The sequence below is a fragment of the Kaistella sp. 97-N-M2 genome (assembly GCF_021513235.1).
Lineage (GTDB): Bacteria > Bacteroidota > Bacteroidia > Flavobacteriales > Weeksellaceae > Kaistella.
On the sequence record NZ_CP090976.1, the window covers coordinates 1,108,883 to 1,133,940 of the forward strand.

Below are 25,058 nucleotides of genomic sequence, written 5' to 3' on the forward strand. Positions count from 1 at the left end.
AAAAAAAATGAAAATAGTTGTTTTAGGTGGCGGAGAAAGCGGTTTCGGCGCAGCTTATTTAGCGAAGAAAAAAGGCATGGAAGTCTTTTTGTCCGACAAAGGGCAAATTAAAGACGACTTCAAAAAACTTTTGACGGACGCTGAAATTGAGTTTGAAGAGAACCAACATTCGGAAGAGCGCATTCTTTCGGCCGACTGGATTATAAAATCCCCCGGCATTCCGAAAAAAGCAGATATTATTTATAAAATTAACCAAAAAGGAATCAGACTGTCGTCGGAGATCGAATTTGCCTCGGAATTTACAGATGCGAAAATCATCGCCATCACCGGAAGTAACGGAAAGACCACAACAACATCGCTCATTTATCATATTTTGAAGAACGATGATTTGAAAGTAGGTTTAGGCGGAAACATCGGCAAAAGCTTTGCAAAACAGGTGGCTGACGAAAACTTCGATTACTACGTTTTGGAAGTGAGTTCTTTTCAACTGGATGATATTCAAAACTTTAGACCTTATATTTCTTTATTGTTGAATTTAAGTCAGGATCATTTAGATCAGTACAATTACAATTACGAAGAGTATGCTCTGGCGAAATTCAGAATAATGGAAAACCAGGAAAACGATAATTTTTTCATCTACAACAAAGATGATGTCATGAGTTTGAGTCTGCTGGAAAAACTGGAAGTGAAAGCAAAGATGATCCCTTTTTCGACGAAGGAAAAATTAAAAGAAGGCGGTTATCTCAACGAAAATAAGATGATTGTAAAACTGTCCGATGAATTCTCGATGAAGATTGAAGAACTCTCCCTGGTCGGAAATCACAACATCGCCAACAGTTTGGCAGCGTCGATTGCGGGGAAAATTCTTCAGATCAATAACGAAAGCATCCGAAATTCACTGATGACGTTTCAGGCAGTGGAACACCGGCTGGAGCAGGTTGCGGAAATGAACGGCGTTAAATTCATCAACGACAGTAAAGCCACGAACGTTAATGCAACGTATTACGCTTTGGAAAGCATGAAGCAGCCCGCGATCTGGATTGTTGGCGGTGTTGATAAAGGAAATGATTATACAGAAATTGAAGATCTGGTGAAGAAAAAGGTAAAAGCCATTGTTTGCTTAGGCCTGGACAACCAAAAAATTATCGATTTCTTTCAGGATAAAACCGAACTGATTTACAGCACTTCGAGTATGGAAGAAGCCGTGAAAGTTTCAAAATCGCTCGCCCAGAAAGGAAACACGGTTTTGCTTTCTCCAAGTTGTGCGAGTTTTGATCTTTTCGATAATTACGAAGACCGCGGAAATCAGTTTAAAAAAGAAGTTTTAAAATAATAAATGGCCCCATAGCTCCCTCTCCTTTGGAGAGGGTCGGGGTGAGGATATGCAGGAAACAGAAAACAAATTCGAGCTGTTAAAAGGCGACAAAGTGCTTTGGAGCGTGATCTTACTGATCTCGTTCTTCTCGGTATTTCCCGTGTACTCTGCCAGTTCGAATTTGGAATATATCGTTAACAACGGCACAACGACTTCGCATCTCATCAAACACATGTTTTTTGTATTGCTGGGTTTGGCCATCATGCGCGGCGTAGGCTTTTTCAAATACGAACACATCGGAAAGCTCAGCAGTATTCTGCTTGCCGTTATGGTTTTGCTTCTGTGTTTAACCATGTTTACCGGTCAAAAAATCGATGGAGCGTCTGCCTCCAGATGGCTTAAAATTCCGGGCACGCCGATTTCTTTTCAACCCTCTTCGTTTGCTTATTTGTTGCTCGTCATCTACCTCTGCAGATATTTAACAAAAAGAATTAAAAGAGACCGACTTCCTATCGAGAACATTCTCTACATATTCGGTCCGGTAATGCTGGTTTTCGGCCTGGTTGCAAAAGATAACGGTTCTACCGCGTTGATGATTTTAATGGTATCGTTGGCGGTAATGGTCATCGGACAATTAAATAAAAAATACATTTTAGGTTTCATGGGCGTTTCCACCGTTGCCATCGGCATGTTTATGTTCTTGGCCCTGAAAACCGATTTAATCGGCAGCAACCGTGTTCACACATGGATGAGCCGCGTGGAAACCTTTAGCAACACAAAAAAAACGACCGATGTTGAGGATGAAACCTTAAAAGCAAAAAATTATCAGGTCATGCAGGCGAAAGCCGCCATCGTTCATGGTGGAATTACCGGTATGGGTCCCGGAAAAAGTGCTTTGAAACAGATGCTTCCGCAGTCCGCGTCGGATTTTATTTTCGCCATCATTGTGGAGGAATACGGATTTTTTGGCGCAATATTTTTAATTGTGCTTTACCTCATCATGATCATCAGAATCGTGATGATCGCCAGTAAAATGCCCGCTTTTTTCGGCAGTTTGCTCGTGCTCAGTTTGGGAATAATGATTTTCGTGCAGCTTTCCGTAAATATTGCCGTCGCCGTGAATTTAATTCCGGTGACGGGACAGCCCTTGCCATTGATTAGTTATGGTGGAACGTCGATGTTGGTAACCTATATTCAGCTTGGCATCATCCTAAATGTAAGCTCCAGAATCCAGGTTTACGATGAAGAAGGTATGGGAAAGACGCAGAATATCGAAGAAATAAATGATATCGCATAATTAATGATAAGAACGTTTACTCGAATTTGATTATCACTAATTGCGAGTTAACAATAAAATAAAAATGAACAGAAAACTAAAAATATTAATGAGCGGCGGCGGAACGGGTGGACACATCTTTCCGGCAATCGCCATTGCCGAGGAGATCAAAAAACGATTTCCGCAAGCTGAGTTTTTGTTCATCGGCGCGACCGGAAAAATGGAGATGGAAAAAGTTCCGCAGGCAGGTTATAAAATTGTTGGCCTGAATATCGCCGGTTTCGATCGCGGAAATTTGATGAAAAACTTGAACCTTCCCTTTAAAATAGTTTCAAGTTTAATTAAAGCCCGAAAAACCATTAGAGAATTTCAACCCGATTTCGCCGTCGGAACAGGCGGTTTCGCCAGTGGTCCTGCCCTGTATATCGCCGCAAGATTAGGCGTGCCGGTGTTTGTGCAGGAACAAAATTCTCTGCCCGGCAAAACGAATATCTTTCTTTCCAAAAAAGCCAAAGCTGTTTTCACGGCTTACCCCGATATGGAAAAGTTTTTCCACGGCACAAAAACTTTTTTTCTTGGAAATCCTGTTCGTAAGAATATCATTACGGACTTAATCGACATCAAAACAGCCAAAGAAAAACTCGGTCTAGATCCAAACAAATTGACGATCCTTTCCGTCGGTGGTTCTTTAGGATCCCGAACATTAAACAACGGTTGGAAAGCAAATTTAGGACAAATAGCAGAAAGAAATTATGAGCTCATCTGGCAAACCGGGAAAACGGATTTTAATGATTTGAAGAATGACGAATCGGTTACCGCTCATGAATCCTCCATCATGTTACGTGAATTTATTTCCGATATGGCTTTAACGTATTCCGCAGCAGATATAATTGTTTCCCGCGCCGGGGCTATTGCCATTTCTGAACTGGCCCTGACGAAAAAACCTGTGCTTTTGGTTCCCTTTCCGTTTGCCTCGGAAGATCATCAAACCAAAAACGCCATGACGCTGGTCGAAAAAAGGGCTGCCAAAATGGTAAAAGACGCGGACATGAAAGAGAAATTTCTTCCCACCTTATTAGCAATGTGCGAAGACGAAACGCTAAGAAAAGAAATGTCCGCCAATCTGGAATTTTTTGCCAAGCCCAAAGCCACGGAAGAAATTGTAGACGAAATTTTAAAGATTTTAAACATTTAGGAAAAAGCCACGAAGGGGCGCAATCAAAAGCAAAGGGTGAAGCCCTTTGAATGACAAAACCAGATCAGTAAAACGGAAATGAAACCACTACAAACATATCAAAACTTCTACTTCGTAGGGATCGGCGGCATCGGAATGAGTGCTTTGGCGCGCTATTTCAACGCCTCGGGGAAAAAAGTTCTGGGTTACGACAAAACCGTAACCAAACTGACTTCAGCCCTGGTGTCAGAAGGAATCGATATTGTTTTTGAGGATGTTCCTGACGATAAAATTCAAAATTTAAATAAAGAAAATACGCTCGTTATCTATACGCCGGCAATTAAGAAATTAGAGATCTTGAATTATTTCAATGAAAAGGGTTTTACGGTTTTAAAAAGAGCGAAAATTCTGGGCTTGATCACCGAAAACACCAACTGCATCGCCATTGCGGGAACGCACGGCAAAACAACGACTTCCTCTTTAGTCGCGCATTTGTGCAAAGAAGCCAATCTGCCTTTCTCCTGTTTTTTGGGTGGAATTGCGGAGAATTTTAAATCTAATTTCCTTTTTAACGGCAACGAAATTTCCGTGGTCGAAGCCGACGAATACGACAGAAGTTTCCTGAACCTGTCCCCAAATTGGGCTGCTGTAACCTCCATCGATGCGGATCATCTGGATATTTATGGCGATACAGAAACCATAGAACAGGGTTTCCGGGATTTTGCAGATCTTGTTCCGCACAGCGATCAGCTTTTTGTTCGAAAAGGAATTCACATTGGCAGAGAAACCAAAACTTACGCGGTGAATGAAGAAGCTGATTTTTATTCGGATAACATCCGCGAAATTGGCGATAAAATTTACTTTGATTTTCACACGCCAACGGAAGAAGTTGATGATTTTGTCTGGGAAATTCCCGGAATTCACAATGTTGAAAATGCCACGGTTGCCCTCGCAATTCTGAACAATCTCGGTGTCGGTTTCGAAACTTTAAAAAGTGGGATTGCCAGCTTTAAAGGCATCAAAAGAAGATATACGAAACATAATTTCGACAGCGGAAAAATTTATATTGATGATTACGCGCATCATCCAACCGAACTAAATGCGGTGATTGGCTCCATCAAAACTTTTTATCCGCACCAGAAATTGTTGGTGGTTTTTCAGCCGCATCTGTTCAGCAGAACACGGGATTTTGCGGAAGGTTTTGCAGAAAGTTTAAACAAAGCCGACGAATTAATTCTGCTCGACATTTATCCGGCGCGCGAATTACAGGAAAATTTTGAGGGGATTACCTCAGAATGGCTTTTAGACAAAATAGAATTACAGAAAAAGGAAGTTTCAACTTTAGAGAATGCCTTCAGCATAATAAAAGAAAAAGAGTTCGATGTTTTATTAACCGTCGGCGCGGGAAATATCGACACGCTATATGACGGTATTGTTGAATTGTTGAATGAAAAGTGATCAACGGAAATATTAAAAACACGGAGAACACTCTTAAAAGCGAAAGTCTCTGCGAAACAAAACATTAAAAAGAAAAAACTTTGTGAACGGTATGTTCATATTTATAAAAAATGAAAAACAAATTCAGAATATTAAAAATTTTAATTACAGTAATCATCTTTGGATTTCTGCTGAGTTTTTCGTTGAAAAGATTCAATAATAAACCTATGGAAAAAGTTTCGGTTAATTTGACCAAAACTAAAAATCCGGTTTATTTTATTGATGAAAAAGATGTAAAAGACCTCGTAAAAAAATCCAATCCTACGAAAAGAATTGGCGATATCGATATTCCTGACCTGGAGAAAAAACTCAATCAGCTTCCGGCCGTGGACAGCGCCAATGTATATCTGAATTTAAACGGAAACCTCAATCTGGACATCAAACAAAGAGTTCCGGCTTTCCGGCTCAATAAAGACGGCAAAGATTTCTACGTGGACGAAAAAGGAAATGAATTTCCGACGTCGAAAAATTATTCCTATCCCTGCATGCTCGTAACCGGCAACGTAAAAGAATCCGAGTACGAAAAACTGGCAGATCTCGTCAACAAAATCGATCATGATGAATTCAGTAAAAAATATTTCATCGGGATTTCCAAAGAACAGGGTGGTTACAATTTATTAACAAGCCAGGGAAATTATAAAGTCGAAATAGGCGATCTGGACAGGATTCACCTTAAAGTAAAAGGGTTTAAAACTTTTGTTGAAAAATATTTGATTTACCAGCAACCGGAAAAATACACCAAAATTTCCGTGAAATACGACAATCAAATCGTCACGACATTGAACCCGAACTTTGCAGAAAACGACAGCATCATCAACGTAGGAAATAAAGAACTCGCGAAACTGCCCATAATCGCTCAGAAAAAAGCGGACGCATCCAAAAGTACCGGTACAAATCCCGCAAGAACAGAAAAAGCAAAACCTGCAATAAAGAAAGCCGCTACAAAACCTGCAGCGAAAAAGACAACTCCGGCAAAACCGAAAACTACCGTAAAAAAGGAAACCGCGAAGCCAAAAGCTTCAACATCAAATAAAACCACAACTTCCGCCCCGAAAAAACCCAAAGCGAAAGTTAAAATAGAATAAGAAAGTCCGCAAGGATCAATTATAAAGCCGCACCTAAAGAACGCGGAAAAAGAAAAATCAAATCAAATCGACATACAAATGGAAAATCACGAGTACTCAGTAGGCCTCGACATCGGAACCACAAAAATTGTAACGATTGTTGGAAGAAGAAACGCGCACGGAAAAATTGAAATTCTTGGCGTTGGAAAGGCAAAAAGTTTGGGCGTTCACAAAGGTATTGTGAACAATATTTCCCAAACCATTCAGTCCATCAAAGCCGCGGTGGCTGAAGCGCAATCCAGTTCCGGCGTTCCTATTCACAAAGTTACCGTAGGAATTGCAGGCAAACACATTCGCTCTTTGCAACATTCAGATTATATTATGCGGGAAAATCCCGACCAATATATTACGGAAGACGATATTGAAAAACTGAAAGATCAGGTAAAAAAATTGGTCATGCTTCCGGGCGAAGAAATTATTCATGTTCTTCCGCAGGAATATAAGGTTGATTCTGAAGGTGAAATTCAGGAACCTGTCGGCATGCACGGAAAACGTTTGGAAGCCAACTTCCACGTGGTCGTGGGACAAATGGGCAGCATCCGAAATATCGCCAGATGCGTTCGCGAAGCCGGCTTAGAAATGGAAGCCCTGACCTTAGAACCATTGGCTTCATCCGAATCCGTACTTACAAAAGAAGAAAAAGAAGCCGGAGTTGCCATCGTCGATATTGGCGGCGGAACAACGGATATTGCAATTTTTAAAGACAACATCATTCGTCATACCTGCGTCATTCCTTATGGCGGCGGCATTATTACCGATGATATTAAAGAAGGCTGTTCCATTATCGAAAAACATGCAGAACAGTTGAAAGTTAAATTTGGGTCTGCCGTGCCGGAACTGGAGAAAGACAGCACCTTCGTAACCATTCCCGGCCTACACGGAAGACCCGACAAAGAAATTTCTTTAAAAACTCTCGCGCAGGTTGTTAATGCCCGTGTTGAAGAAATTTTAGAAATGGTAAACACCGAACTAAAAGCCTATGGCGCGTTCGAGCAAAAGAAAAAACTCATCGCCGGAATCGTTTTAACAGGCGGTGGTTCAAATTTGCGTCACCTTCGTCAGTTAGCCAATTATACGACAGGTTTCGACAGCCGGATTGGTTTCGCAAACGAATACGTTGCCAACGACAAGAACCAACATTTAAAAGGTCCGGAATATGCAACATCCATCGGGCTTTTAATGGAAAGTTTAAAAATTCGCGACAAGAAAAACGGCATCGAACAACCCGAAGAAATTGTCGAGAAAGAAGAAGTAACGCCCGCTCAAAATATGACAGCACCGGAAGCGCCACAATTTAGAACCGAGGAAGAAGTGATTTCTCAAACCTCGGAGCGACGAAGAAACAAGCTCACCATCGGACAAAAAATTATGGAAAGCGTTAAAAAAATTCTTCGAAGAAGTAGAATAAATATTTAAATTGATGATCTATCAATCATTCATCAACATTATCACCTATCATTAATCAATTATCAACTATACAAATATGGAAAATTTGAACACCCCAGGATTTTCGTTTGATTTACCAAAAGGAAATTCCTCAATTATAAAAGTAATCGGAGTCGGTGGCGGCGGAAACAATGCACTGAAACACATGTACGAGCGCGGGATTCATGGCGTAGATTTCGTTATCTGCAATACCGATTCGCAAACTCTGGACAACAATCCAGTGTCCAATAAAGTTCAGCTTGGCTTAACCATTACGGAAGGTTTAGGCGCCGGTGCAGATCCTGATGTTGGCGAAAAAGCCGCCATCGAAAGCATCGAAGACATCAAAGCAGCCATGGGACAAAACACCAAAATGGTCTTTATTACTGCCGGAATGGGTGGTGGAACCGGGACGGGTGCCGCGCCAATCATTGCGAAAGTCGCGAAAGACATGGGCATTTTAACAGTCGGAATTGTAACGATTCCTTTCAGTTTTGAAGGAAAAAGAAGACTGGAGCAAGCCGATATCGGTTTGGAAAAATTAAGAAATAACGTCGATTCCTTAATCGTCATCAACAACGATAAATTACGCCAGCAGTTTGGAAACCTTGGATTTAAATCCGGCTTTTCCAAAGCCGATGAAGTATTAACCAACGCTGCGAAAGGCATGGCAGAAGTTATTACGGGTTATTTCGATGTAAATATCGATTTCCGGGATGCGAAATCCGTTTTGGCGAATTCCGGCACCGCATTAATGTCTAACGGTGTAGCCTCCGGCGAAAACAAAGCCGAAGACGCGGTGAAAAAAGCCCTGGATTCTCCATTGCTGAATGACAACAAAATTACCGGCGCCAAAAATGTATTGCTTTTGATCCGAAGTGGTTCCGAAGAAGTGACCATGGACGAAATCGGAGTGATCATGGATCATATTCAAAAAGAAGCCGGAAATACCGCAGATATTATTTTCGGTGTTGGAACCGACGAAGAATTAGGCGATTCTGTAAGCGTTTTAGTGATTGCGACCGGCTTTTCTAACGAAGATAAAAAACATGCCGGATCTGCAGAGAAAATAAAATTCGCCTTGGGAGATTCTATGGAACCAACCAGAACTTCGCCCTTCAAACAGAAAATGGAGAAAGAAGAGATCACGCGCGAAGATTTCACACGAAAAAGCCTCTTTATTTTAGATGATGAAGATGATTTGAATACGCCTGAATTTAAAGTAAAAACGTCCTCAAGACCTGCTGCGTTTGAGCACGAAACTCCCACAGAGGTAACTTTTTACGATTTGGAAGAGGAAAAACCGCAACAAACCTTCAACACATGTGAGGAAGAAAATGAAATGAATCTGTTTTCTTTTGATCATAACGACGTTTCGGAATCTTTAGAGCGGGAATCCTTCACCTTCGAAACTGAAGAAAGAAAGGAAAAAAAGCCTGCACCGCCGCAAACAAATTTTTCGGAGGAAATTTCAAATGAATTCACTTTTTTCGTAAATGAACCGATTGAGGAGCCAAAAGCTGAAACACCACAGCCCAAGGTAGTAATTAAGCCACAACCGGTTCAAAAAACTGAAATAAAGGTGGAGGAAGAAATAGTGGAAAACACTGAAGAATTATCAAAATTCGAATCGGAAGATGATTTTACCTTCATCACCAAACCTACTTCCTCAGACAAAATTTTGGAACGCCGAAACAAACTGAAAGAATTCAACTCCAGATATCAGGTTTCCGATAAAGAAAGCGATTTCACCAATATTCCGGCTTTCCGACGTAAAAATATTACGTTAGACGGCAACAGTGCCTCCGAGCAAACCATCAATAATTTCCTTACAGAAACGGATGGAAAAATGCAGGTTCGCGAAAACAGATTCTTAAACAAAGACGTAGATTAATAATGTGATCATGTGTTAAATTGAAAATGTGCTAATTACATTATCAAATTGACCAATTATCAAACTTTGAAATTAAAATTATGAGCTTAGAAATTATCATCAGCGACGCCATTAAAGACGCCATGAGAGCCAAAGACAAAATAGCTCTGGACGCTTTGAGAGCCGTGAAATCGCAGATTCTTATGTTGAAAACTGAGGCCAAAGGTGCCGAAGTTTCTGCAGAACAGGAAATTGCCATCCTGCAGAGAATGATCAAGCAACGCAAGGATTCTTTTGACCAGTACATGGGACAGGACCGAAAAGATTTGGCCGATGTGGAAGAAGCACAGATGAAAGTCATTGAAAAATATCTGCCGCAGCAACTTTCAGCGGAAGAATTAGAAGCAGAAATAAAGAAAATTATTGCTGACACCGGCGCCGAAAGCGCCAAAGATTTAGGAAAAGTAATGGGAATGGCGAGCAAAGCACTTGCCGGAAAAAGCGACGGAAAAAGCATTTCCGAAATGGCGAAGAAACTACTTTCTTAATAATAGTACGGATATTCAACCTTTGCATATCGATTTGATTGAAACCCGAAACATTTTTTGTTTTCGGGTTTTTTCTGCCAAAAAGACTGTTATTGAAATTTGGAATGATTTTGATCACTAATTTAGATGAACTTAATAATTCAAAAAGAATTAAATTTGCAACAGCAATTTTTTTGAAATTGAATTCGAATTTTAAACCATAAATTATATAAATATGTATCCAGAAGAATTAGTAATGCCCATGAAGGCAGAGCTTACCGATAAAGGCTTTCAGGACTTAAGAAGCTCGGAAGCTGTAGATAACGCAATTAATAAAGAGGGAACTACGCTTTTGATGATCAACTCCGTTTGCGGTTGCGCAGCAGGAGCGGCACGACCAGGCGTCATTTTCTCTTTAACTGGCGAGAAGAAACCCGATCATCTAACAACAGTATTTGCCGGCTTTGATGTGGATGCGGTAGCTGAAGCGCGCAAATTTTTGGCGCCTTTCCCACCAAGCTCTCCGTGTGTAGCGCTTTTCAAAGATGGTGAGTTAGTTCATATGCTCGAAAGACACCACATTGAAGGAAATCCGGCTGGCGCAATTGCCGCTAATTTGCAGGCTGCCTACGACGAATACTGCTAAACGAAACATTTAGTCGATAAAAAATTCCGCTCCTTAAAGGGCGGAATTTTTATTTTTCTTCCACGAACTCGCGTTTCGCCATCGCCAAAAGGAGATCTGCTTTAATCCTGTGCAATATTACTTTTTCTTCAGCTTCAGAAGTCGCTGTTTCCGCCTGGAGATTAATTTGGCTTTTAATAAAGTGGACGATCGTACGAAGATCCTGCAAGTTCACTTTTTCTTTGTCATACTCGAAATCCCGCTGTACACCGTCGATGATCAGTCGGATAACCGATTTTAAATGTGGTTTTCGCCCAGACCGTAAAAAAATAAGAACAGCCAGTCCTCCTAAAATCAGCAGCGTTCCAGCGATTGCAAACAGCGCGAAAAAAAGCAGCAGTCCTCCAAGCATTAGAAAAACGGAAAACAGCAGGATATTTCGCTGTTTAACGTGATATGCATCAAGATCAGACTCATATTCTTCTACCAGATCGAGCATACCAATGCCTTGCACTGCGTGGAGGGAAAATATTTCACTTGAACCCGGTTTTGTGATCTGGATTTTTCGTCGGGACACCGTCAAAGTAATAGTGTCACTCTGGAAGTGATGTAATGGGGTGTCTATCTTCAGCGTTTTCAAGGTGATAAATGCGGGATTAAGTGGAATTTGAGCAAGGTCATTTCTCCATACTATCAAAGTTGAGCAATTCCACAACACCAAAAATGTACATTCGTGTTCAATAATGACCTAAAAAAGACGATAAAGCCAAAATTTTAAAGTGCAGCTAAGTTTCGCGCGAGAAACTTAACGGGTCTTTAAATGAAAAATATTATATTTGTCAATATGGCAACAAAGGCGCTTTTCAATACCGTGGTCAATTGGTTTATGAGGCAGCGGATCGATCAGATTCAAAATTTCATGAATCACCCTATTGAAACGCAGAACGGGTTATTGCTGTCTCAGCTCTATCATGCAGAAAACACCGATTACGGGAAAATTCACGGCTTTAATGCCATTTCGTGTTATGATGATTTCCGCCGCAATATTCCCATCGTTACTTACGAAGATTTCGAACCTTATATTGAGCAGGCCCGCCAGGGAAAACCCGATATTAGCTGGCCCGGCTACATCCGAAAATTCGCAAAATCTTCCGGAACCACAAACGCGAAAAGCAAGTTTATTCCTATTTCAAGTGAAAGTTTAGAAGATTGCCATTTTAAAGCGGGTAAAGATTTGGTTTCAATTTACGCCAACAATCATCCCGAGAACAACCTTTTTCTCTACAAAAATCTGCGCCTGGGCGGAAGTTCCGAGCTTTATGAAGACTTCAATACCACCTTTGGAGACCTGTCTGCAATCATGATTGAAAACCTGCCTTTTTGGGTAGAAATTACAACGACGCCAAGTAAGAAAGTTTCGCTGATGTCCGAATGGGAAAGCAAGCTTTGCGCAATCGTCTCGGAAGTCCGGAATGAAGATGTAGGTAGCCTTTCCGGCGTTCCGAGCTGGATGATGGTTTTGCTCCAAAGAATTTTAACCGAAACCGGTAACCAAAATATTACGGAGCTTTGGCCAAATCTGGAAGTTTTTTTTCATGGCGGCATCAGTTTTAAACCGTACAAAGACCAATACCGAAAATTAATCGGAAAAGATATTAATTACTACGAAATTTACAACGCTTCCGAAGGGTTTTTCGGCATTCAGGATCAGCACGGCAGCGACGAAATGCTGCTCATGCTCGACTACGGAATTTTCTATGAATTTATTCCCATGGAAACTTTCGACCTTAAAAATCTACAGGCCATCCCCTTGGAAAAGGTAGAGATCGGAAAAAATTACGCCATGGTCATCACCACCAACAGCGGACTTTGGCGGTATCTCATTGGAGATACGGTTCGTTTTACATCCTTAAAACCTTTTAGAATAAAGATTTCGGGCCGTACCAAACATTATATTAATGCTTTCGGCGAAGAATTGATGATCGATAACGTCGAAACTGCGCTGGGCAAAGCATGTGAAATCACCGGTTCGTGCGTATCCGACTTCACGGGAGCACCGGTTTTTATGAAGGATGGGGAAAGCGGCGCACACGAATGGATTTTTCAGTTCTCCATTGAACCTGAAGATCTGGATCGTTTTACCGAAATTTTCGACGGGCACTTAAAATCTATCAATTCCGATTACGAAGCCAAACGATATAACAACATCACGTTGAAAAAACCCATTGTACACGTTGCCAAGCCTTATCTCTTTTACCAGTGGATGGCAGAACGTGGCAAGTTGGGCGGACAAAATAAAGTTCCGCGGCTCAGCAACGATCGCGAATATATTGATCCTTTACTGCTGATGAACCGCTAACTTATCATATTTTAAGGAATTAATCCTTTTTTCTTAAATCTTCCTTCGCTTTTTCTGCGCCTTGCTCTACTTTTTCCGCACCTTTTGCGGTAGCATCTTTCAGGTCTTCACCGGCTTTTTTCAATTCGTCTCCTGCTTTATTGGCTGCAGCGTCAATTTTTTCTCCCGCTTTATTTAACTTTTCTTTGGCTTTATCGACGGTAGAATTAATTTTTACAGAGTCGAACGCGGTTGATTTCTGAGTTTCAACCGTTGTTGTAGTAACGCTGCCATCCGGATTTTCAGACGTTTCTATCTTAGTTTCCGTCTGTTTGCAACTAGTGAAAAACAAAGCCAATATTGCTGTCGTAAAAAAAGATGCTTTCATAATTTAAGGGTGTTTTTAAAATTCAAATATAAAAAATTATGGATTCGTCGTGTTTTGTGCGGAAGGAATTGCGACTTCAGACTTTGCTTTTTCTTTCTTTAATTTTAAGGCTTCTGCCTTTTTCTGTACTTCCTCCTGTTTTGCGGCGGCTTTCTCTTTTTCGGCGGCTTCATTTTTCAAAACTTTTTCCGCAATCATTTTTTCCTGAATTGCTTTTAAAGAATCTTGATACATTTTTGAGGAAATTCTGATCTTCCGTGCAATATTTTCAGAGGTGGCACCTGTTGAAAAAGAATCCACAGCCACCGTATCATAGGGCGCAGCGGTAGAACCCGACTGAACTGCAAACTCCTTTCGTGCTTCCTTTTTTCCACAAAAAACAAGGGATAACAATATACCAAGCAAAAGAACTCTCTTCATTTTAATCAATTTTAAATTCCGCAATTACCGGGAAATGATCAGATAATTTTATACTGCGGTCTACCCGATAACTAACGGGTTTTATGGTCTCGGAGACAAAGATATAATCAATCCTGATCGGAAATTTATAATCGTGAAAACTTGTTGCACTTCCCTTTCCTGCAGTCACAAAAGCATCTGTTAAACCTTTTCCGAGCGTATAATATTCGTAAGAATTCGGCACCGAATTAAAATCGCCCGCTAAAATCACCGGATAAGGTGAATGGTCGATCGCTTCGCGAACATCGGAAACTTCGTCTTGATGAATTTTAAAAGTTGGGATCAGCCTCTTTAAAACGTACTTCATCTTTACTTTATTTTCTTCCAGATCTTCGGCAGGTCTCACCTTTTGCTTATCAAACGAAAACGGATTTAAATAAACAATTACAATCCGAATGATTTTGCCGTTGATGTTGATATCGGCGTAAAACGAATTTCCGTTTCCGGATTTCGCTAATTTCTCCTGTTTTACAATCCTGTATTTGGAATTGAGCGCCACAATTTGATACTCGTCAGTTTTATACGGGTAGCCGGGAATATTTAATTCGCTCCCGCATTCTTGCCCGATAATGATGTCTGCCTTTGTACTTATAAGATAATCGTAGAGTTTTTCCCTTCCCATTGAGCCGTTTTTGATGTTCATGGTCACGATTTTTAAATTGGGTTTTACACCGGATTCCGTTGTAAAATTAACCCACCTTTGAACAGGCTTGAAAAAAATAAATGATATCAGAAGAAAGAAAACAGCTCTCTTTTTCCACATCGCTACCCAGAAAATACAAAGCACGATATTAAGAATCATCAACACCGGAAACATCAGCGAAAGCAGATTAAACCACGGAAATGTTCGCGGCAAAACGTAATCATTCAGCAAAGTTCCGAGCAACAGAACGATGATTGCGAGGTGCATCAACACCAAAAAAATCTTAGGATCTTCACTACGTTTTAATTAATTCGGAAGCGGTTTTTCTTCCAGTACATCGCCAAGAGAAAACCCACGAGCGCGCCGCCAACATGCGCGAGATGGGCGATGCCGCCTACGTTTCCCGTAACCCCCAAAAATATGGACCCGACAACAATGACGGGCAAAACATATTTCACTTTAACAGGAATCGGTATGAACATGATCCCAATCTCTGCATCCGGAAATAAGGTCGCGAATGCTGCAATTACGCCAAATATCGCACCGGACGCGCCCACCATCGGTACCGTAAGGATCGACTGCAAATTATTCACAAGCCCCTGCTGCATTGCAATTGCCTCGGCATTGCCTTTAAAAGAAACACTTTCGCCCGATAAATACCCATTCAGATCAAAACCGAAACTTTTCAAACTCGTCTGGATTTGCTGCACCTCCATAAAATTCCACAGGTTGAAAAGGAAGAACGCTCCCAAACCACTCACAAAATAAAGAATGACGTATTTTTTTCGCCCAAAATCCGTTCGAGCACCGGCCCAAAACTGTACAGCGTAAACATATTGAAAAGGATGTGCATCAATCCGCCGTGCATAAACATATGCGTAACAACCTGCCACGATCTGAAGTAGGGGGAAAAAGGGTAAAATGCCGCGAATTTCATATACAAAGCCTGGCTGTTCAGCAAATAAAATAATCCAAAAACAATAACATTCAGGATAATAATATTTCTGGTAATCGGCGGTAGCGTATTGAACATATTTTTTAAAATTTATTTTTTAAGTCGTCCAGCGGCACTTCGATAAAGCAGCGCTTTCCGGAGGGCAGATAATCCGGAAAACCCAAAGCGGTAAAGTCGCGGATCACCTGCTCGGCATCGTGTTTATACAGGAAATCGAATCTGGATTTACTTTGGATTTTATTCCATTGATTTTGGTAGAACTGCAGGAATTCGTCTTCAGTTCTGTACTCTAAAATTTCGAAAAGATGCTCCATGAATTTCATCACTTGCGTTTCTTTTAAGCCCTCCGGTACCGCATCGATGCGTAAAACATTATCATTGGCAATCACCATCTCGAAACCCAGATCCGGCAGAAATTTTTTAATGGACCGGAATTTATTTTTCTCGGTTTCATTCATGTGATATTCCAGCGAAAAAAGCAGCGTCTGCTTTTCGTTGCCGCGCTTTTTCCTGGAATTTCTTTCGCTGACGACGAGGCGGTGCATTCTGCCCAGATCGAGCATAAGAGTTTTGCCGTTTTTATTGAAAAGCCAGTATCCGTTCGGCAGGCGCATCAGGTCTTCATCGAAATCTTCGTCTTCGAAAAGATTTATTTTTGAAGGCTCCGCCTGTGTGTTTTGCTGATACATATCCGTCATCGCAATTTTTTCGCCCGCGGAAACTACTTCTTCCGTAAACGGATTGTAATTACGGTCTACGGTGATTTCCGGGCTTTTATAACTTCCGCTGTTGCCTTTCTGATGAACAAAAGCGTCGATGGCACTGTCTTTTTCGAAATCCAGACTCGGCGCCACATTGTAAATTCCGAGCGATCTTTTTATGGTAGAACGTACGAGCGCAAAAATGAGACTTTCATCTTCGAACTTAACCTCCGTTTTTTGGGGATGAATATTAACGTCCACTTTACCGAAATCCAGTTCTAAAAAAAGGAAAAAGGTTGGAATATATCCCGGTAACAGCAAACCTTCGAAAGCTTCCTGAACGGCTTTATTGAAATAGGCGCTGCGGAAAAACCTGCCGTTCACAAAGAAAAACTGTTCGCCGCGAACTTTTTTCGCGCCTTCGGGTTTTGCCACGAAGCCGTTCAGTTTTATCCAGCCCAAATCTTCTCGGATGGGAACCAAAAGCGGCTGCAATTTGCGCCCGAAAATCTCGATAATTCTTTGGAGTAAATTGGATTTCCGCAGGCGGAAAATAATATCGTCGTTGTGGAAAAGTTCGAAATCGGTGTTTTCGTGCGCCAAAGCAACGCGCTGAAATTCATCGATAATATGCCGAAATTCTACATTGTTATTTTTAAGGAATTTTCGGCGCGCCGGCACATTATAGAAAAGATTTTTCACGGAAAAATTCGAGCCTTCCGCGGTTTGTATGGGCTCCTGAAACTGAAAACCGCCGCCTTCAATATAAATATTCGTGCCCGCTTTCGCATCTTTCGTTTTCGTGCGCAGTTCTACCTGAGAAACCGCGGCGATCGAAGCCAACGCTTCCCCGCGAAAACCTTTCGTGGAAATTTTGAAAATATCTTCGGTCGTACTTATTTTGGACGTTGCGTGTCTTTCGAATGCCAGGCGTGCATCGGTGTCGCTCATGCCGGTGCCGTTATCAACGACCTGAATGAGATTTTTGCCCGCATCACGAATGATGAGTTCCACTTTTGTGGCGCCCGCATCGATGGCATTTTCCATCAATTCCTTTACGATGGACGCGGGTCTCTGTACCACTTCGCCCGCGGCAATCTGGTTCGCAACATGATCCGGTAAAAGTTTGATTATATCCGTCATCTATAATAATTCGCCACAAAAATAGTGATTCAAATGCCGTTTAAGGAATAATTTCGGGAAATACTTCCGCCAATTACCAGTATTTAATTCCGTCGATTTTAACCGAAACTTTTTTGGCTATTTTTTCGGGAATATTTCTTTGGTCGGCACGATGTTTCAACTCGAATTTCCGTTTTTTCCGCAGCACCATAAAATGATAATCTTCTTCTTCCCAAATACTGTATTTCTCGAAGAAAACCAATTCCAGATTATGTTTTTCCAGATGCTGCATCAAAGGAAAAAGTTCTACTTCCTGATCGATAAACTGCAAGGTTTCGGGATGGTGAACTCTGGTATAGCTGATGTATTGTGGATTCGGAATATTGATGGCGATTCTCGTCTGCTCCGTGCAAATGTGCGCCAGATTACCGAAAAGTTCGCCGTGCTGCTCCAGCGGAATATGTTCGATGACATCCATCAACGTAATGAAATCGAAAGCCGAATTTTTGGGTTGATATTTTACCACGTCGGCAACATCGAGGTGGACGTTTTTTTTCTTTTTCAGCTCCTGTTTCGCGACGGCGACGCTTTTTCCGCTCAAATCGACGGCTTCTACAATTCCTTTTGAAACTTTTTTAACCAGTAATTTCGTGAAGATTCCCACGCCGCAGCCGAGTTCGAGAACTTTCGAATTTTCTTTTAATCCTAAACTCAAAAGTCTTTTGTAAAGTGAAATTAATCGTTCGTTCGCGCCAATCTTTAATTGTCTTTGAACGTATTCGTCATAAAATCCGGAGATTTCCTCTTGTTTCATGGCGTAAAAATAATGATTTTAATTTTGCTTTAAAGAGAAAAAACTTTCTGAAAAAAGATTCAGAAAGTTTTTTTTAGTGGTCATATTTCAAAAGAATTTTCCCCCGCAGCCCGGCCTGAACGGAGCTCTTTTTTGGCCGCGGAACGCGGAAAAAAAAGCGGGAGTGGAGGACGGAAATGTCTGCCCAAAAAATTATTTTACTAAAGTTTTAAATCCCATTTCGAAGAGCGCAAAACTGAGAATGTCGGCATTTTCGCCAATCACCTGGTCCGTGCTTCTGCCCGCGCCGTGGCCGGCGTTGGTTTCGATGCGCACCAAAACGGGATTGCTGCAGGCCTGCTTTTCCTGTAATTCCGCGCCGAATTTGAAGGAGTGCGCCGGGACCACGCGATCGTCGTGATCGCTTGTGATGATCATGGTTGAGGGATAGCAAACGCCTTTTTTCACGTTATGAACCGGCGAGTAGGATTTTAAGTAACCGAACATTTCTTTGCTGTCTTCGGCGGTGCCGTAATCGTAGCTCCAGCCCGCGCCTGCAGTGAATTTGTTGTAGCGCAGCATGTCCAGAACGCCGACTCCGGGGACGGCCACTTTTGCAATATCGGGACGCATCGTCATTGTAGCGCCCACGAGAAGACCGCCGTTGGACCTACCGGAAAGCGCGGTAAATTCTTTGGAGGTGTAATTATTTTCCTGTAGATACTCGGCCGCGGCGATAAAATCTTCGAAGACATTTTTCTTTTGCATTTTGGTGCCGGCGTCATGCCATTTTTTACCGTATTCTCCACCGCCACGAATGTTGGGAACGGCGTAAATGCCACCGTTTTCCATCCAAATCGCATTCACGACGGAGAAAGAAGGTTGCAGACTGATGTTGAAACCGCCGTAAGAATAAAGAATCGTTGGGTTTTTGCCGTCCCGTTTCAAACCTTTTTTGTAGTTGATCATCATCGGAATTTTGGTGCCGTCTTTCGAAGTATAGAAAACCTGCTCGGACACGTAATTGTCTGCATTGAATTTCACATTCGGCTTCTGATAAACTTCAGATTTTCCGGTTTCTGCATTGTATTTATAAATGGTTCCTGGTGTAATATAATTCGTGAAAGAATAATAAAGGTCGTTCTCTTTCTCCTTTCCGTTGAAACCTCCCGCCGTTCCGATGCCGGGCAGATCAATGCTTCGCACCAGTTTACCGTTGTAGTCCAACTGTTTAACGGAAGTTACGGCATCCTGCATGTATTTGGCGAAAATGTAGCCGCCGCCCGTAGAGACGCTCAATACATTCTCGGTTTCGGGAATAACATCGGTCCAGACCTCTGGTTTGTTGATGTTGAATTTCACGAGACGCATGTTTGGGGCGTTTTTATCGGTTAAGGCATAAATAAAATCGCCTTTCGAATCGATGAAGTTGGTATTAAACTCGTAGCCTTTTTGGACCGGAATAAAATCTTTATTGGTTTTTAAGTCTTTAATATAAAACTCGTTGCCGTTGGTGGCTTCGGACGCGCTGAGGATCTGGAAACGTTCGTCGTCGGATACTCCAACGCCCATGTATCTGCGTTTAAAATTTTCACCACCAATAATTAACTCATCCTGCGCCTGTTTTGTACCTAATTTGTGAAAATAAACTTTGTGCGTATCTGTTTTGGCGGAAAGTTCGGAGCCTTCGGGTTTGTCGTAGCTGGAATAAAAGAAACCTTCGTCCCCTTTCCAGGACGCGCCGGAGAATTTAACATCGATGATGGTTTCGTCGATAATTTCTTTCGTTAAAGCGTTGAGAATAATTATTTTATTCCAGTCGCTGCCGCCTTCGGAAATTGAATAAGCGACTAAATTTCCTTTTTTGTTGAAGGAAACTCCGGCCAAAGACGTCGTTCCTTTTTCAGAGAATTTATTCGGGTCCAAAAAAACTTCCGTCTTACCGCTTTTATCTGTGCGGTAAAGCACAGACTGCGCCTGAAGACCGTCGTTCTTATAAAAATACGTATACTCTCCTTCTTTGAAAGGCGCACCAATTTTTTCGTAGTTCCAGATGTCTTTCAGCTGCGCGCGGATGTCTTCGCGAAACGGAATTTTCTGTAAATAACTATTGGTGAAGGCCACTTCGCGCTGCACCCAATCTTTGGTGTCGTCGGCGCGGTCGTCTTCCAGCCAACGGTAAGGATCACTGACTTTTGTTCCGAAATAATCGTCGGAGTGATCGATTTTTTTTGTTTCGGGATATTTCAAATTACTGGTCATTTTTCGGGGCGCACACGAGGCAAACATGAGGGCCGCCATTCCAATTGTAAAAATTTTAAAATTCATTGATGAAGGATTTGGTCAAAACTACCAAATTTTATCGAAAGAAAAAAGAGATGCGGCTTAGCGGCTGCGCGGTGTAAAGATTAATTTTTACGGTACGATATGTGCAAAACTGTAGTTTTAACAAAATTTAAACTTAATTTGGGTTCAAAGGAATAAAATTTGATACATCATTAGCTCAAAATCTTACTATGAAAAAGGAAACAGGAATTTTATTGGCAGGAAGTATCGGCCTTCTCATCGGTCTTGGACTGTTTGGCGTCCGACGGTTTTTATCGAAAAAAAGTAAAGATTATAACGACTACTACTCCGACTTTCATCGCCATTTCGAAAAAAGCAAGGATGATGATTATCACGATGGCGTCGAATTTCTGGCGATGCTCTAAAGATTTTTAACACCAAATTACATCCTGTCTCATTTCTGAAACAGGATTTTTTTGTGGATAAAAATGTAATTGAGAAAGCGATTATTTCAACCAGAAGTCGTTAATTTTGCGATAAGAATTAAATATAAATGTCTCTCGAAAATTCCAAAAACGGTCAGGGCGCACAGCGAAACGAAATTAACCGTTTCGAGAGGTATACCTTTGAGCCAGAGGAAGAAGAGTTCGAAAACACGAAGATCAAATTCACGGAAGTTTTTCCGAAAACCATCGTCAATACGGTAAAAAGTCCGGATCTCGCCATGGACTATTCGTTGAACCCCTATCAAGGTTGTGAGCACGGCTGTTCCTATTGTTTAGCACGACCAACGCATGAATACTGGGGCTTTTCGGCGGGCACTGATTTCGAACGAAAAATTATGGTGAAGAAAAACGCGCCGGAACTTCTGGAAAAATTTTTCCAAAAAAGAAATTACATCGCCAAAACCATCATGCTTTCGGGAAACACGGATTGCTATCAACCGGCCGAAAGACATTTTGAAATCACGAGAAAAATTCTGCAGCTCTGTTTGGATTACCGCCATCCGGTTGCTATCCTGACGAAAAACGCCCTCGTTCTGCGCGATCTTGATCTATTGAAACCATTGGCAGAACAAAATCTGGTTTCAGTTTCTTTAAGCATTCCGACGATGAATGAGGAAATCCGCCGGAAGATGGAACCCCGAACTTCAACAGCAAAAAATAAACTAAAGGCGATTGAAACGCTTGCGGAAAATAATATTCCGGTAGGCGTGATGGTGGCGCCCGTAATTCCGGGACTGACGAGTGATGAAAGCCTGAACATTTTGAAATCGATTTCGGAGGCCGGCGCCCAAAAATTCGGATATTCATTGGTTCGCCTCAACGATACCGTGGAACCCGTTTTTGTGAACTGGATTAATGCCAACTTTCCGGACAGAGCGCAGAAAGTTCTGAATTTGATCCGCTCCATGCGCGGCGGAAATTTAGGCGACAAAAGATTTCACGAACGGTACAAAGGCGAAGGAAACATCGCCGAAATGATTCATAACACGTTTGCTCTGGGAAAAAGAAGATTTTTCGCAGACAAAGAATTCCCCCAACTTTCTACAGAAAATTTCACGGGAGCAAAAGACCAACAACTCAAATTATTCTAGAACTTTTCCGCACCAATAAACGCAGCGAACCAACATTATTAGCGCGTTAATCCCAAATAAATAAAGTTTTTAGCTATTTTTATCAAAATTTTCAGAAATGGTTTTAAGCAGGATTTGGAGCGCGTTTATTATCGTAGCGATTTTGGTGGCAAGTATTAAATATTTGTTTTCCGACAATTACAAAGCGATCTATAACGATATGGTGGTCGGAAAAAGTGGAGATACCGTGCAAATCGCTTCTAAAAACGCCGGCGAACTCACGCCTTCGGTACAGAAAAACTTACTTATTAAACCCGATGTTTCCGAAAACAGAATTCATTACAAAAAAGACTCGGCTCAAGCGCAAGTCGCAGTATATCGCGTCCAGCAAACCGATGGCGTGATCGGCACGTCGGAAGTCGCCGTTAAAATCTCGCTGGGATTGGTTGGAATTATGACGCTTTTCATGGGTTTTATGAGCATTGCAGAACGGGCAGGCGGAATTAACCTGCTTTCGCGGCTGATTCAGCCTTTCTTTTCTAAATTGTTCCCCGAAATCCCAAAAAATCATCCTTCGTTTGGACATATGCTGCTGAATTTTTCGGCGAATCTTTTAGGTTTGGACAATGCCGCAACGCCGTTCGGACTGAAGGCAATGGAAAGTTTGCAGACGTTAAATGCGGATAAAGACAGGGCCAGCAATTCGCAGATCATGTTTTTGTGTCTGCATGCGGGCGGATTAACGTTGATTCCGGTTTCCATTATTGCCATTCGCGCGTCGATGGGATCCGTGACGCCGACAGACATCTTCCTGCCGTGTATGATCGCGACGTTTTCTGCGACGTTAGCAGCAATGATCGTGGTTTCCATTTACCAAAAAATCAACCTGCTTCAGCCTGCCGTCCTCGCTTATGTGGGCGGAATTTCCGCGGTTATCGCGCTACTTGTAGTTTATCTGGTGAGTTTAAGTAAAGAAGGTCTCGATAATTTCAGCATGTTGCTGAGCAACGGAATCATTCTGCTCATCTTTTTTGCCATCGTTCTGGGCGCGGTTTATAAAAAGATCAACGTTTTTGATGCTTTTATTGAAGGCGCAAAAGAAGGTTTCTGGACGTGTGTGAAAATTATCCCTTATTTGGTAGGAATGCTGATCGCGATTTCTCTTTTAAGAACTTCCGGCGTTTTCGATGTTTTAATTGACGGAATGAAGTGGGTTGCCGCGGTTGTCGGTTTCGACACCAGATTCGTGGATGGTTTACCAACCGCCTTAATCAAACCGCTTTCGGGTTCCGGCGCACGGGGAATGATGGTGGACACGATGCAAACTTTCGGCGCTGACAGTTTTCAGGGCAGATTGGCAGCCGTTTTACAGGGAAGTTCGGATACCACGTTTTATGTGATCGCCATTTATTTTGGCGCGGTAGGAATTAAAAACACGAGATATGCCGTAACCGCCATGCTTTTGGCAGACCTGGTAGGCGTAATTACCTCTGTGATTTTGGCGTATATTTTCTTTGCGTAAATTATATCACAAATTCCACCTTTTAAAAATCCTATTTCCCCGAATAAGTATCTTAATTTCCTTCGCAGAAAAATGGCTCGATTTACCGACTCAAAAAAAAGGAGCACAAATTTGGCAGTTATCTGAACTAATAATCGCACATCAAACAATGAAAAACACATCAATTACTAAAATTTTATTCATATTATTTTTTATTTTTCTTTTCCCCGTTATAAAAGCACAGACTAATAAAAACAAAGAAACCAGTAAACACTTTTTTGAAAAATTCACAACGAAAACAAATGATTCAATTCCTTCTATTGGCTCATTCATTGTTTCAAAAGACGGCAAAATTATTTATGAACACTATTTTAACGGTGCTGATAAAGAAACAATCTTTAATGTAAAATCTGTAACAAAAAGTATTACTTCAATTTTGGCTGGAATTGCAAAAGATAAAGGCTTACTCACAGACATTGATACAAAAGTTTTAAAGATTCTTCCTGAATATGATAACTCACGAACTTTTTTTAAAAACATATCAAATTTGGAAGGAAAAGTTGCTCATGATTCCATTAAAAAAACAGTAACATTAAGACACCTGATGACAATGCAAGGCGGATTTGATTACGCAGAAAACAGTCAAATTTCTCATGCAATGGGTTTTTCTTCAGACCCTGTGAAATTTATGTTAGATCTACCTTTTGAGGAATATCCAGGAGATAAATTCAATTATAGTACTGGCGAAACTTTAGTTTTCGGAGCAGCTCTTTCAAGATTGGTAAATTCAAGTCTGAAAGAATTTGCAGATATAAATTTGTTTAAACCATTGTCCTTAAATATTAAAAATTGGGACACAGATGTTTTGAATAGAAATTTAGCTGGTTCTGAACTTTTTATGAAACCAAGTGATATGTTGAAATTCGGAACTTTAATTCTCAATAAGGGAAAGTTTGGCAACGAACAAATTGTATCTGAAAAATGGATTGTAGAATCTACAGCAGAACAAGTTAAATTAGATAGTTGGGACGTTTTACCAAATGCAAATGGGTACGGTTATTATTGGTGGCGACGAAAAACAAATGAACATCAAGCATTTGTCGCAGTTGGTTATGGCGGACAAATTATATGCGTTGTTCCCGACTTAAAAATGATAATTGTCACAACTTGTTTTCTTGGAGAGAAAAACAGAGGCAGAATAGAACTTAAAAAACTACATGGCATTATAGACGAGATCACAAAAAAAGAAGAGTCTACAGATAACAGCGTTTTGCAATAGTGCTGGTTTTCCGCAAATTTGACGATTTCAGATTTTCTTAAACTTACTTTTTAATTGAAAGATTTTGCTATTTAAGCCGCACCATCGTAGAGCATTGAAACGTTGCGGTGCCTTTTTCCACATGAATGTGGAAAAATCGCTTTTCTTTAAAAACTTTAGGTCAAATTTCTACCTTTGTAGT

At 41.3% G+C, this 25,058-nt stretch carries 21 protein-coding genes and 1 pseudogene; 14 read left to right on the top strand and 8 right to left on the bottom strand.

Annotated features, from left to right (window positions below; genetic code table 11):
* Nucleotides 1-7: 7 nt before the first annotated feature.
* The 9 genes from murD (at nucleotide 8) to L0B70_RS05355 (ending at nucleotide 10,857) form a co-directional block, all read left to right on the top strand.
* Entirely contained in the window at nucleotides 8-1,333 is a 1,326-nt protein-coding gene (gene murD / locus L0B70_RS05315; protein WP_235143248.1) for a UDP-N-acetylmuramoyl-L-alanine--D-glutamate ligase, read from the top strand.
* Between the two features lie 49 nt (nucleotides 1,334-1,382).
* Nucleotides 1,383-2,612, top strand: a complete 1,230-nt coding sequence (locus L0B70_RS05320) for an FtsW/RodA/SpoVE family cell cycle protein (RefSeq protein WP_235143249.1) — start codon at nucleotides 1,383-1,385, stop codon at nucleotides 2,610-2,612.
* A gap of 64 nt (nucleotides 2,613-2,676) precedes the next feature.
* A complete protein-coding gene (gene murG / locus L0B70_RS05325) occupies nucleotides 2,677-3,786 on the top strand; it encodes an undecaprenyldiphospho-muramoylpentapeptide beta-N-acetylglucosaminyltransferase (RefSeq protein WP_235143250.1) in 1,110 nt (369 codons plus the stop codon).
* Between the two features lie 78 nt (nucleotides 3,787-3,864).
* The gene (gene murC, locus L0B70_RS05330) at nucleotides 3,865-5,223 is read left to right on the top strand and encodes a UDP-N-acetylmuramate--L-alanine ligase (RefSeq protein WP_235143251.1); all 1,359 of its coding nucleotides are present in this window, start codon (nucleotides 3,865-3,867) and stop codon (nucleotides 5,221-5,223) included.
* 110 nt (nucleotides 5,224-5,333) lie between these two features.
* Complete coding sequence (locus tag L0B70_RS05335) at nucleotides 5,334-6,347, top strand: cell division protein FtsQ/DivIB (protein ID WP_235143252.1); 1,014 nt, start codon at nucleotides 5,334-5,336, stop codon at nucleotides 6,345-6,347.
* Between the two features lie 78 nt (nucleotides 6,348-6,425).
* Entirely contained in the window at nucleotides 6,426-7,802 is a 1,377-nt protein-coding gene (gene ftsA, locus L0B70_RS05340) for a cell division protein FtsA (protein WP_235143253.1), read from the top strand.
* Between the two features lie 67 nt (nucleotides 7,803-7,869).
* Nucleotides 7,870-9,705 carry a cell division protein FtsZ gene (ftsZ, locus tag L0B70_RS05345; RefSeq protein WP_235143254.1) on the top strand — a complete coding sequence of 612 codons (1,836 nt, stop codon included), beginning with the start codon at nucleotides 7,870-7,872 and terminating at the stop codon, nucleotides 9,703-9,705.
* A gap of 80 nt (nucleotides 9,706-9,785) precedes the next feature.
* Nucleotides 9,786-10,232, top strand: coding sequence for a GatB/YqeY domain-containing protein (locus L0B70_RS05350; protein ID WP_235143255.1), 447 nt, complete (start codon nucleotides 9,786-9,788; stop codon nucleotides 10,230-10,232).
* A 214-nt stretch (nucleotides 10,233-10,446) separates the two neighbouring features.
* Nucleotides 10,447-10,857, top strand: coding sequence for a BrxA/BrxB family bacilliredoxin (locus tag L0B70_RS05355; RefSeq protein WP_235143256.1), 411 nt, complete (start codon nucleotides 10,447-10,449; stop codon nucleotides 10,855-10,857).
* A 49-nt stretch (nucleotides 10,858-10,906) separates the two neighbouring features.
* On the opposite strand, the gene L0B70_RS05360 is transcribed toward L0B70_RS05355, so the two are convergent.
* On the bottom strand, nucleotides 10,907-11,533 hold the full coding sequence (locus L0B70_RS05360) for a hypothetical protein (RefSeq protein ID WP_235143257.1): 627 nt from the start codon (nucleotides 11,531-11,533) through the stop codon (nucleotides 10,907-10,909).
* A gap of 147 nt (nucleotides 11,534-11,680) precedes the next feature.
* Between L0B70_RS05360 and L0B70_RS05365 the strand changes: the two genes are divergently transcribed.
* Nucleotides 11,681-13,195, top strand: a complete 1,515-nt coding sequence (locus L0B70_RS05365; protein WP_235143557.1) for a GH3 auxin-responsive promoter family protein — start codon at nucleotides 11,681-11,683, stop codon at nucleotides 13,193-13,195.
* A gap of 19 nt (nucleotides 13,196-13,214) precedes the next feature.
* Here L0B70_RS05365 and L0B70_RS05370 read toward each other — a convergent pair whose 3' ends face one another.
* The 7 genes and pseudogenes from L0B70_RS05370 to L0B70_RS05400 form a co-directional block, all read right to left on the bottom strand.
* Nucleotides 13,215-13,562, bottom strand: coding sequence for a hypothetical protein (locus L0B70_RS05370; protein ID WP_235143258.1), 348 nt, complete (start codon nucleotides 13,560-13,562; stop codon nucleotides 13,215-13,217).
* Nucleotides 13,563-13,598: 36 nt separating this feature from the next.
* Nucleotides 13,599-13,982: a hypothetical protein gene (locus L0B70_RS05375; protein ID WP_235143259.1), complete on the bottom strand. Its 384-nt coding sequence runs from the start codon at nucleotides 13,980-13,982 to the stop codon at nucleotides 13,599-13,601.
* Between the two features lies 1 nt (nucleotide 13,983).
* Nucleotides 13,984-14,931 carry an endonuclease/exonuclease/phosphatase family protein gene (locus L0B70_RS05380; protein ID WP_235143558.1) on the bottom strand — a complete coding sequence of 316 codons (948 nt, stop codon included), beginning with the start codon at nucleotides 14,929-14,931 and terminating at the stop codon, nucleotides 13,984-13,986.
* Between the two features lie 35 nt (nucleotides 14,932-14,966).
* Nucleotides 14,967-15,697 (bottom strand): annotated as a pseudogene (locus tag L0B70_RS13525) (rhomboid family intramembrane serine protease).
* A gap of 5 nt (nucleotides 15,698-15,702) precedes the next feature.
* On the bottom strand, nucleotides 15,703-17,463 hold the full coding sequence (mutL, locus tag L0B70_RS05390; protein WP_235143260.1) for a DNA mismatch repair endonuclease MutL: 1,761 nt from the start codon (nucleotides 17,461-17,463) through the stop codon (nucleotides 15,703-15,705).
* A gap of 73 nt (nucleotides 17,464-17,536) precedes the next feature.
* Entirely contained in the window at nucleotides 17,537-18,256 is a 720-nt protein-coding gene (locus L0B70_RS05395; protein WP_235143261.1) for a bifunctional 2-polyprenyl-6-hydroxyphenol methylase/3-demethylubiquinol 3-O-methyltransferase UbiG, read from the bottom strand.
* Nucleotides 18,257-18,448: 192 nt separating this feature from the next.
* On the bottom strand, nucleotides 18,449-20,563 hold the full coding sequence (locus L0B70_RS05400; protein ID WP_235143262.1) for a prolyl oligopeptidase family protein: 2,115 nt from the start codon (nucleotides 20,561-20,563) through the stop codon (nucleotides 18,449-18,451).
* Between the two features lie 188 nt (nucleotides 20,564-20,751).
* Here L0B70_RS05400 and L0B70_RS05405 point away from each other — a divergent pair, with 188 nt between their 5' ends.
* The 4 genes from L0B70_RS05405 to L0B70_RS05420 all read left to right on the top strand — a co-directional run bounded on the left by L0B70_RS05405 (nucleotide 20,752) and on the right by L0B70_RS05420 (nucleotide 24,877).
* Complete coding sequence (locus L0B70_RS05405; RefSeq protein ID WP_235143263.1) at nucleotides 20,752-20,946, top strand: hypothetical protein; 195 nt, start codon at nucleotides 20,752-20,754, stop codon at nucleotides 20,944-20,946.
* Between the two features lie 128 nt (nucleotides 20,947-21,074).
* Nucleotides 21,075-22,118 carry a PA0069 family radical SAM protein gene (locus L0B70_RS05410; protein ID WP_235143264.1) on the top strand — a complete coding sequence of 348 codons (1,044 nt, stop codon included), beginning with the start codon at nucleotides 21,075-21,077 and terminating at the stop codon, nucleotides 22,116-22,118.
* A 97-nt stretch (nucleotides 22,119-22,215) separates the two neighbouring features.
* Complete coding sequence (locus tag L0B70_RS05415) at nucleotides 22,216-23,619, top strand: nucleoside recognition domain-containing protein (protein WP_235143265.1); 1,404 nt, start codon at nucleotides 22,216-22,218, stop codon at nucleotides 23,617-23,619.
* 148 nt (nucleotides 23,620-23,767) lie between these two features.
* Complete coding sequence (locus L0B70_RS05420; protein WP_235143266.1) at nucleotides 23,768-24,877, top strand: serine hydrolase; 1,110 nt, start codon at nucleotides 23,768-23,770, stop codon at nucleotides 24,875-24,877.
* The last annotated feature ends 181 nt before the right edge of the window (nucleotides 24,878-25,058 follow it).

What these genes read in the sequence shown, in the direction of transcription:
- murD (WP_235143248.1), top strand. Translation starts at nt 8, where the DNA reads ATGAAAATAGTTGTTTTAGGTGGCGGAGAAAGCGGTTTCGGCGCAGCT.
- ftsA (WP_235143253.1), top strand. Translation starts at nt 6,426, where the DNA reads ATGGAAAATCACGAGTACTCAGTAGGCCTCGACATCGGAACCACAAAA.
- L0B70_RS05410 (WP_235143264.1), top strand. Translation starts at nt 21,075, where the DNA reads ATGTCTCTCGAAAATTCCAAAAACGGTCAGGGCGCACAGCGAAACGAA.
- L0B70_RS05400 (WP_235143262.1), bottom strand. Translation starts at nt 20,563, where the DNA reads ATGAATTTTAAAATTTTTACAATTGGAATGGCGGCCCTCATGTTTGCC.
- mutL (WP_235143260.1), bottom strand. Translation starts at nt 17,463, where the DNA reads ATGACGGATATAATCAAACTTTTACCGGATCATGTTGCGAACCAGATT.
- L0B70_RS05335 (WP_235143252.1), top strand. Translation starts at nt 5,334, where the DNA reads ATGAAAAACAAATTCAGAATATTAAAAATTTTAATTACAGTAATCATC.
- ftsZ (WP_235143254.1), top strand. Translation starts at nt 7,870, where the DNA reads ATGGAAAATTTGAACACCCCAGGATTTTCGTTTGATTTACCAAAAGGA.
- L0B70_RS05405 (WP_235143263.1), top strand. Translation starts at nt 20,752, where the DNA reads ATGAAAAAGGAAACAGGAATTTTATTGGCAGGAAGTATCGGCCTTCTC.
- L0B70_RS05320 (WP_235143249.1), top strand. Translation starts at nt 1,383, where the DNA reads ATGCAGGAAACAGAAAACAAATTCGAGCTGTTAAAAGGCGACAAAGTG.
- L0B70_RS05415 (WP_235143265.1), top strand. Translation starts at nt 22,216, where the DNA reads ATGGTTTTAAGCAGGATTTGGAGCGCGTTTATTATCGTAGCGATTTTG.
- murC (WP_235143251.1), top strand. Translation starts at nt 3,865, where the DNA reads ATGAAACCACTACAAACATATCAAAACTTCTACTTCGTAGGGATCGGC.
- L0B70_RS05395 (WP_235143261.1), bottom strand. Translation starts at nt 18,256, where the DNA reads ATGAAACAAGAGGAAATCTCCGGATTTTATGACGAATACGTTCAAAGA.
- murG (WP_235143250.1), top strand. Translation starts at nt 2,677, where the DNA reads ATGAACAGAAAACTAAAAATATTAATGAGCGGCGGCGGAACGGGTGGA.
- L0B70_RS05420 (WP_235143266.1), top strand. Translation starts at nt 23,768, where the DNA reads ATGAAAAACACATCAATTACTAAAATTTTATTCATATTATTTTTTATT.
- L0B70_RS05380 (WP_235143558.1), bottom strand. Translation starts at nt 14,931, where the DNA reads ATGCACCTCGCAATCATCGTTCTGTTGCTCGGAACTTTGCTGAATGAT.
- L0B70_RS05375 (WP_235143259.1), bottom strand. Translation starts at nt 13,982, where the DNA reads ATGAAGAGAGTTCTTTTGCTTGGTATATTGTTATCCCTTGTTTTTTGT.
- L0B70_RS05370 (WP_235143258.1), bottom strand. Translation starts at nt 13,562, where the DNA reads ATGAAAGCATCTTTTTTTACGACAGCAATATTGGCTTTGTTTTTCACT.
- L0B70_RS05350 (WP_235143255.1), top strand. Translation starts at nt 9,786, where the DNA reads ATGAGCTTAGAAATTATCATCAGCGACGCCATTAAAGACGCCATGAGA.
- L0B70_RS05355 (WP_235143256.1), top strand. Translation starts at nt 10,447, where the DNA reads ATGTATCCAGAAGAATTAGTAATGCCCATGAAGGCAGAGCTTACCGAT.
- L0B70_RS05365 (WP_235143557.1), top strand. Translation starts at nt 11,681, where the DNA reads ATGGCAACAAAGGCGCTTTTCAATACCGTGGTCAATTGGTTTATGAGG.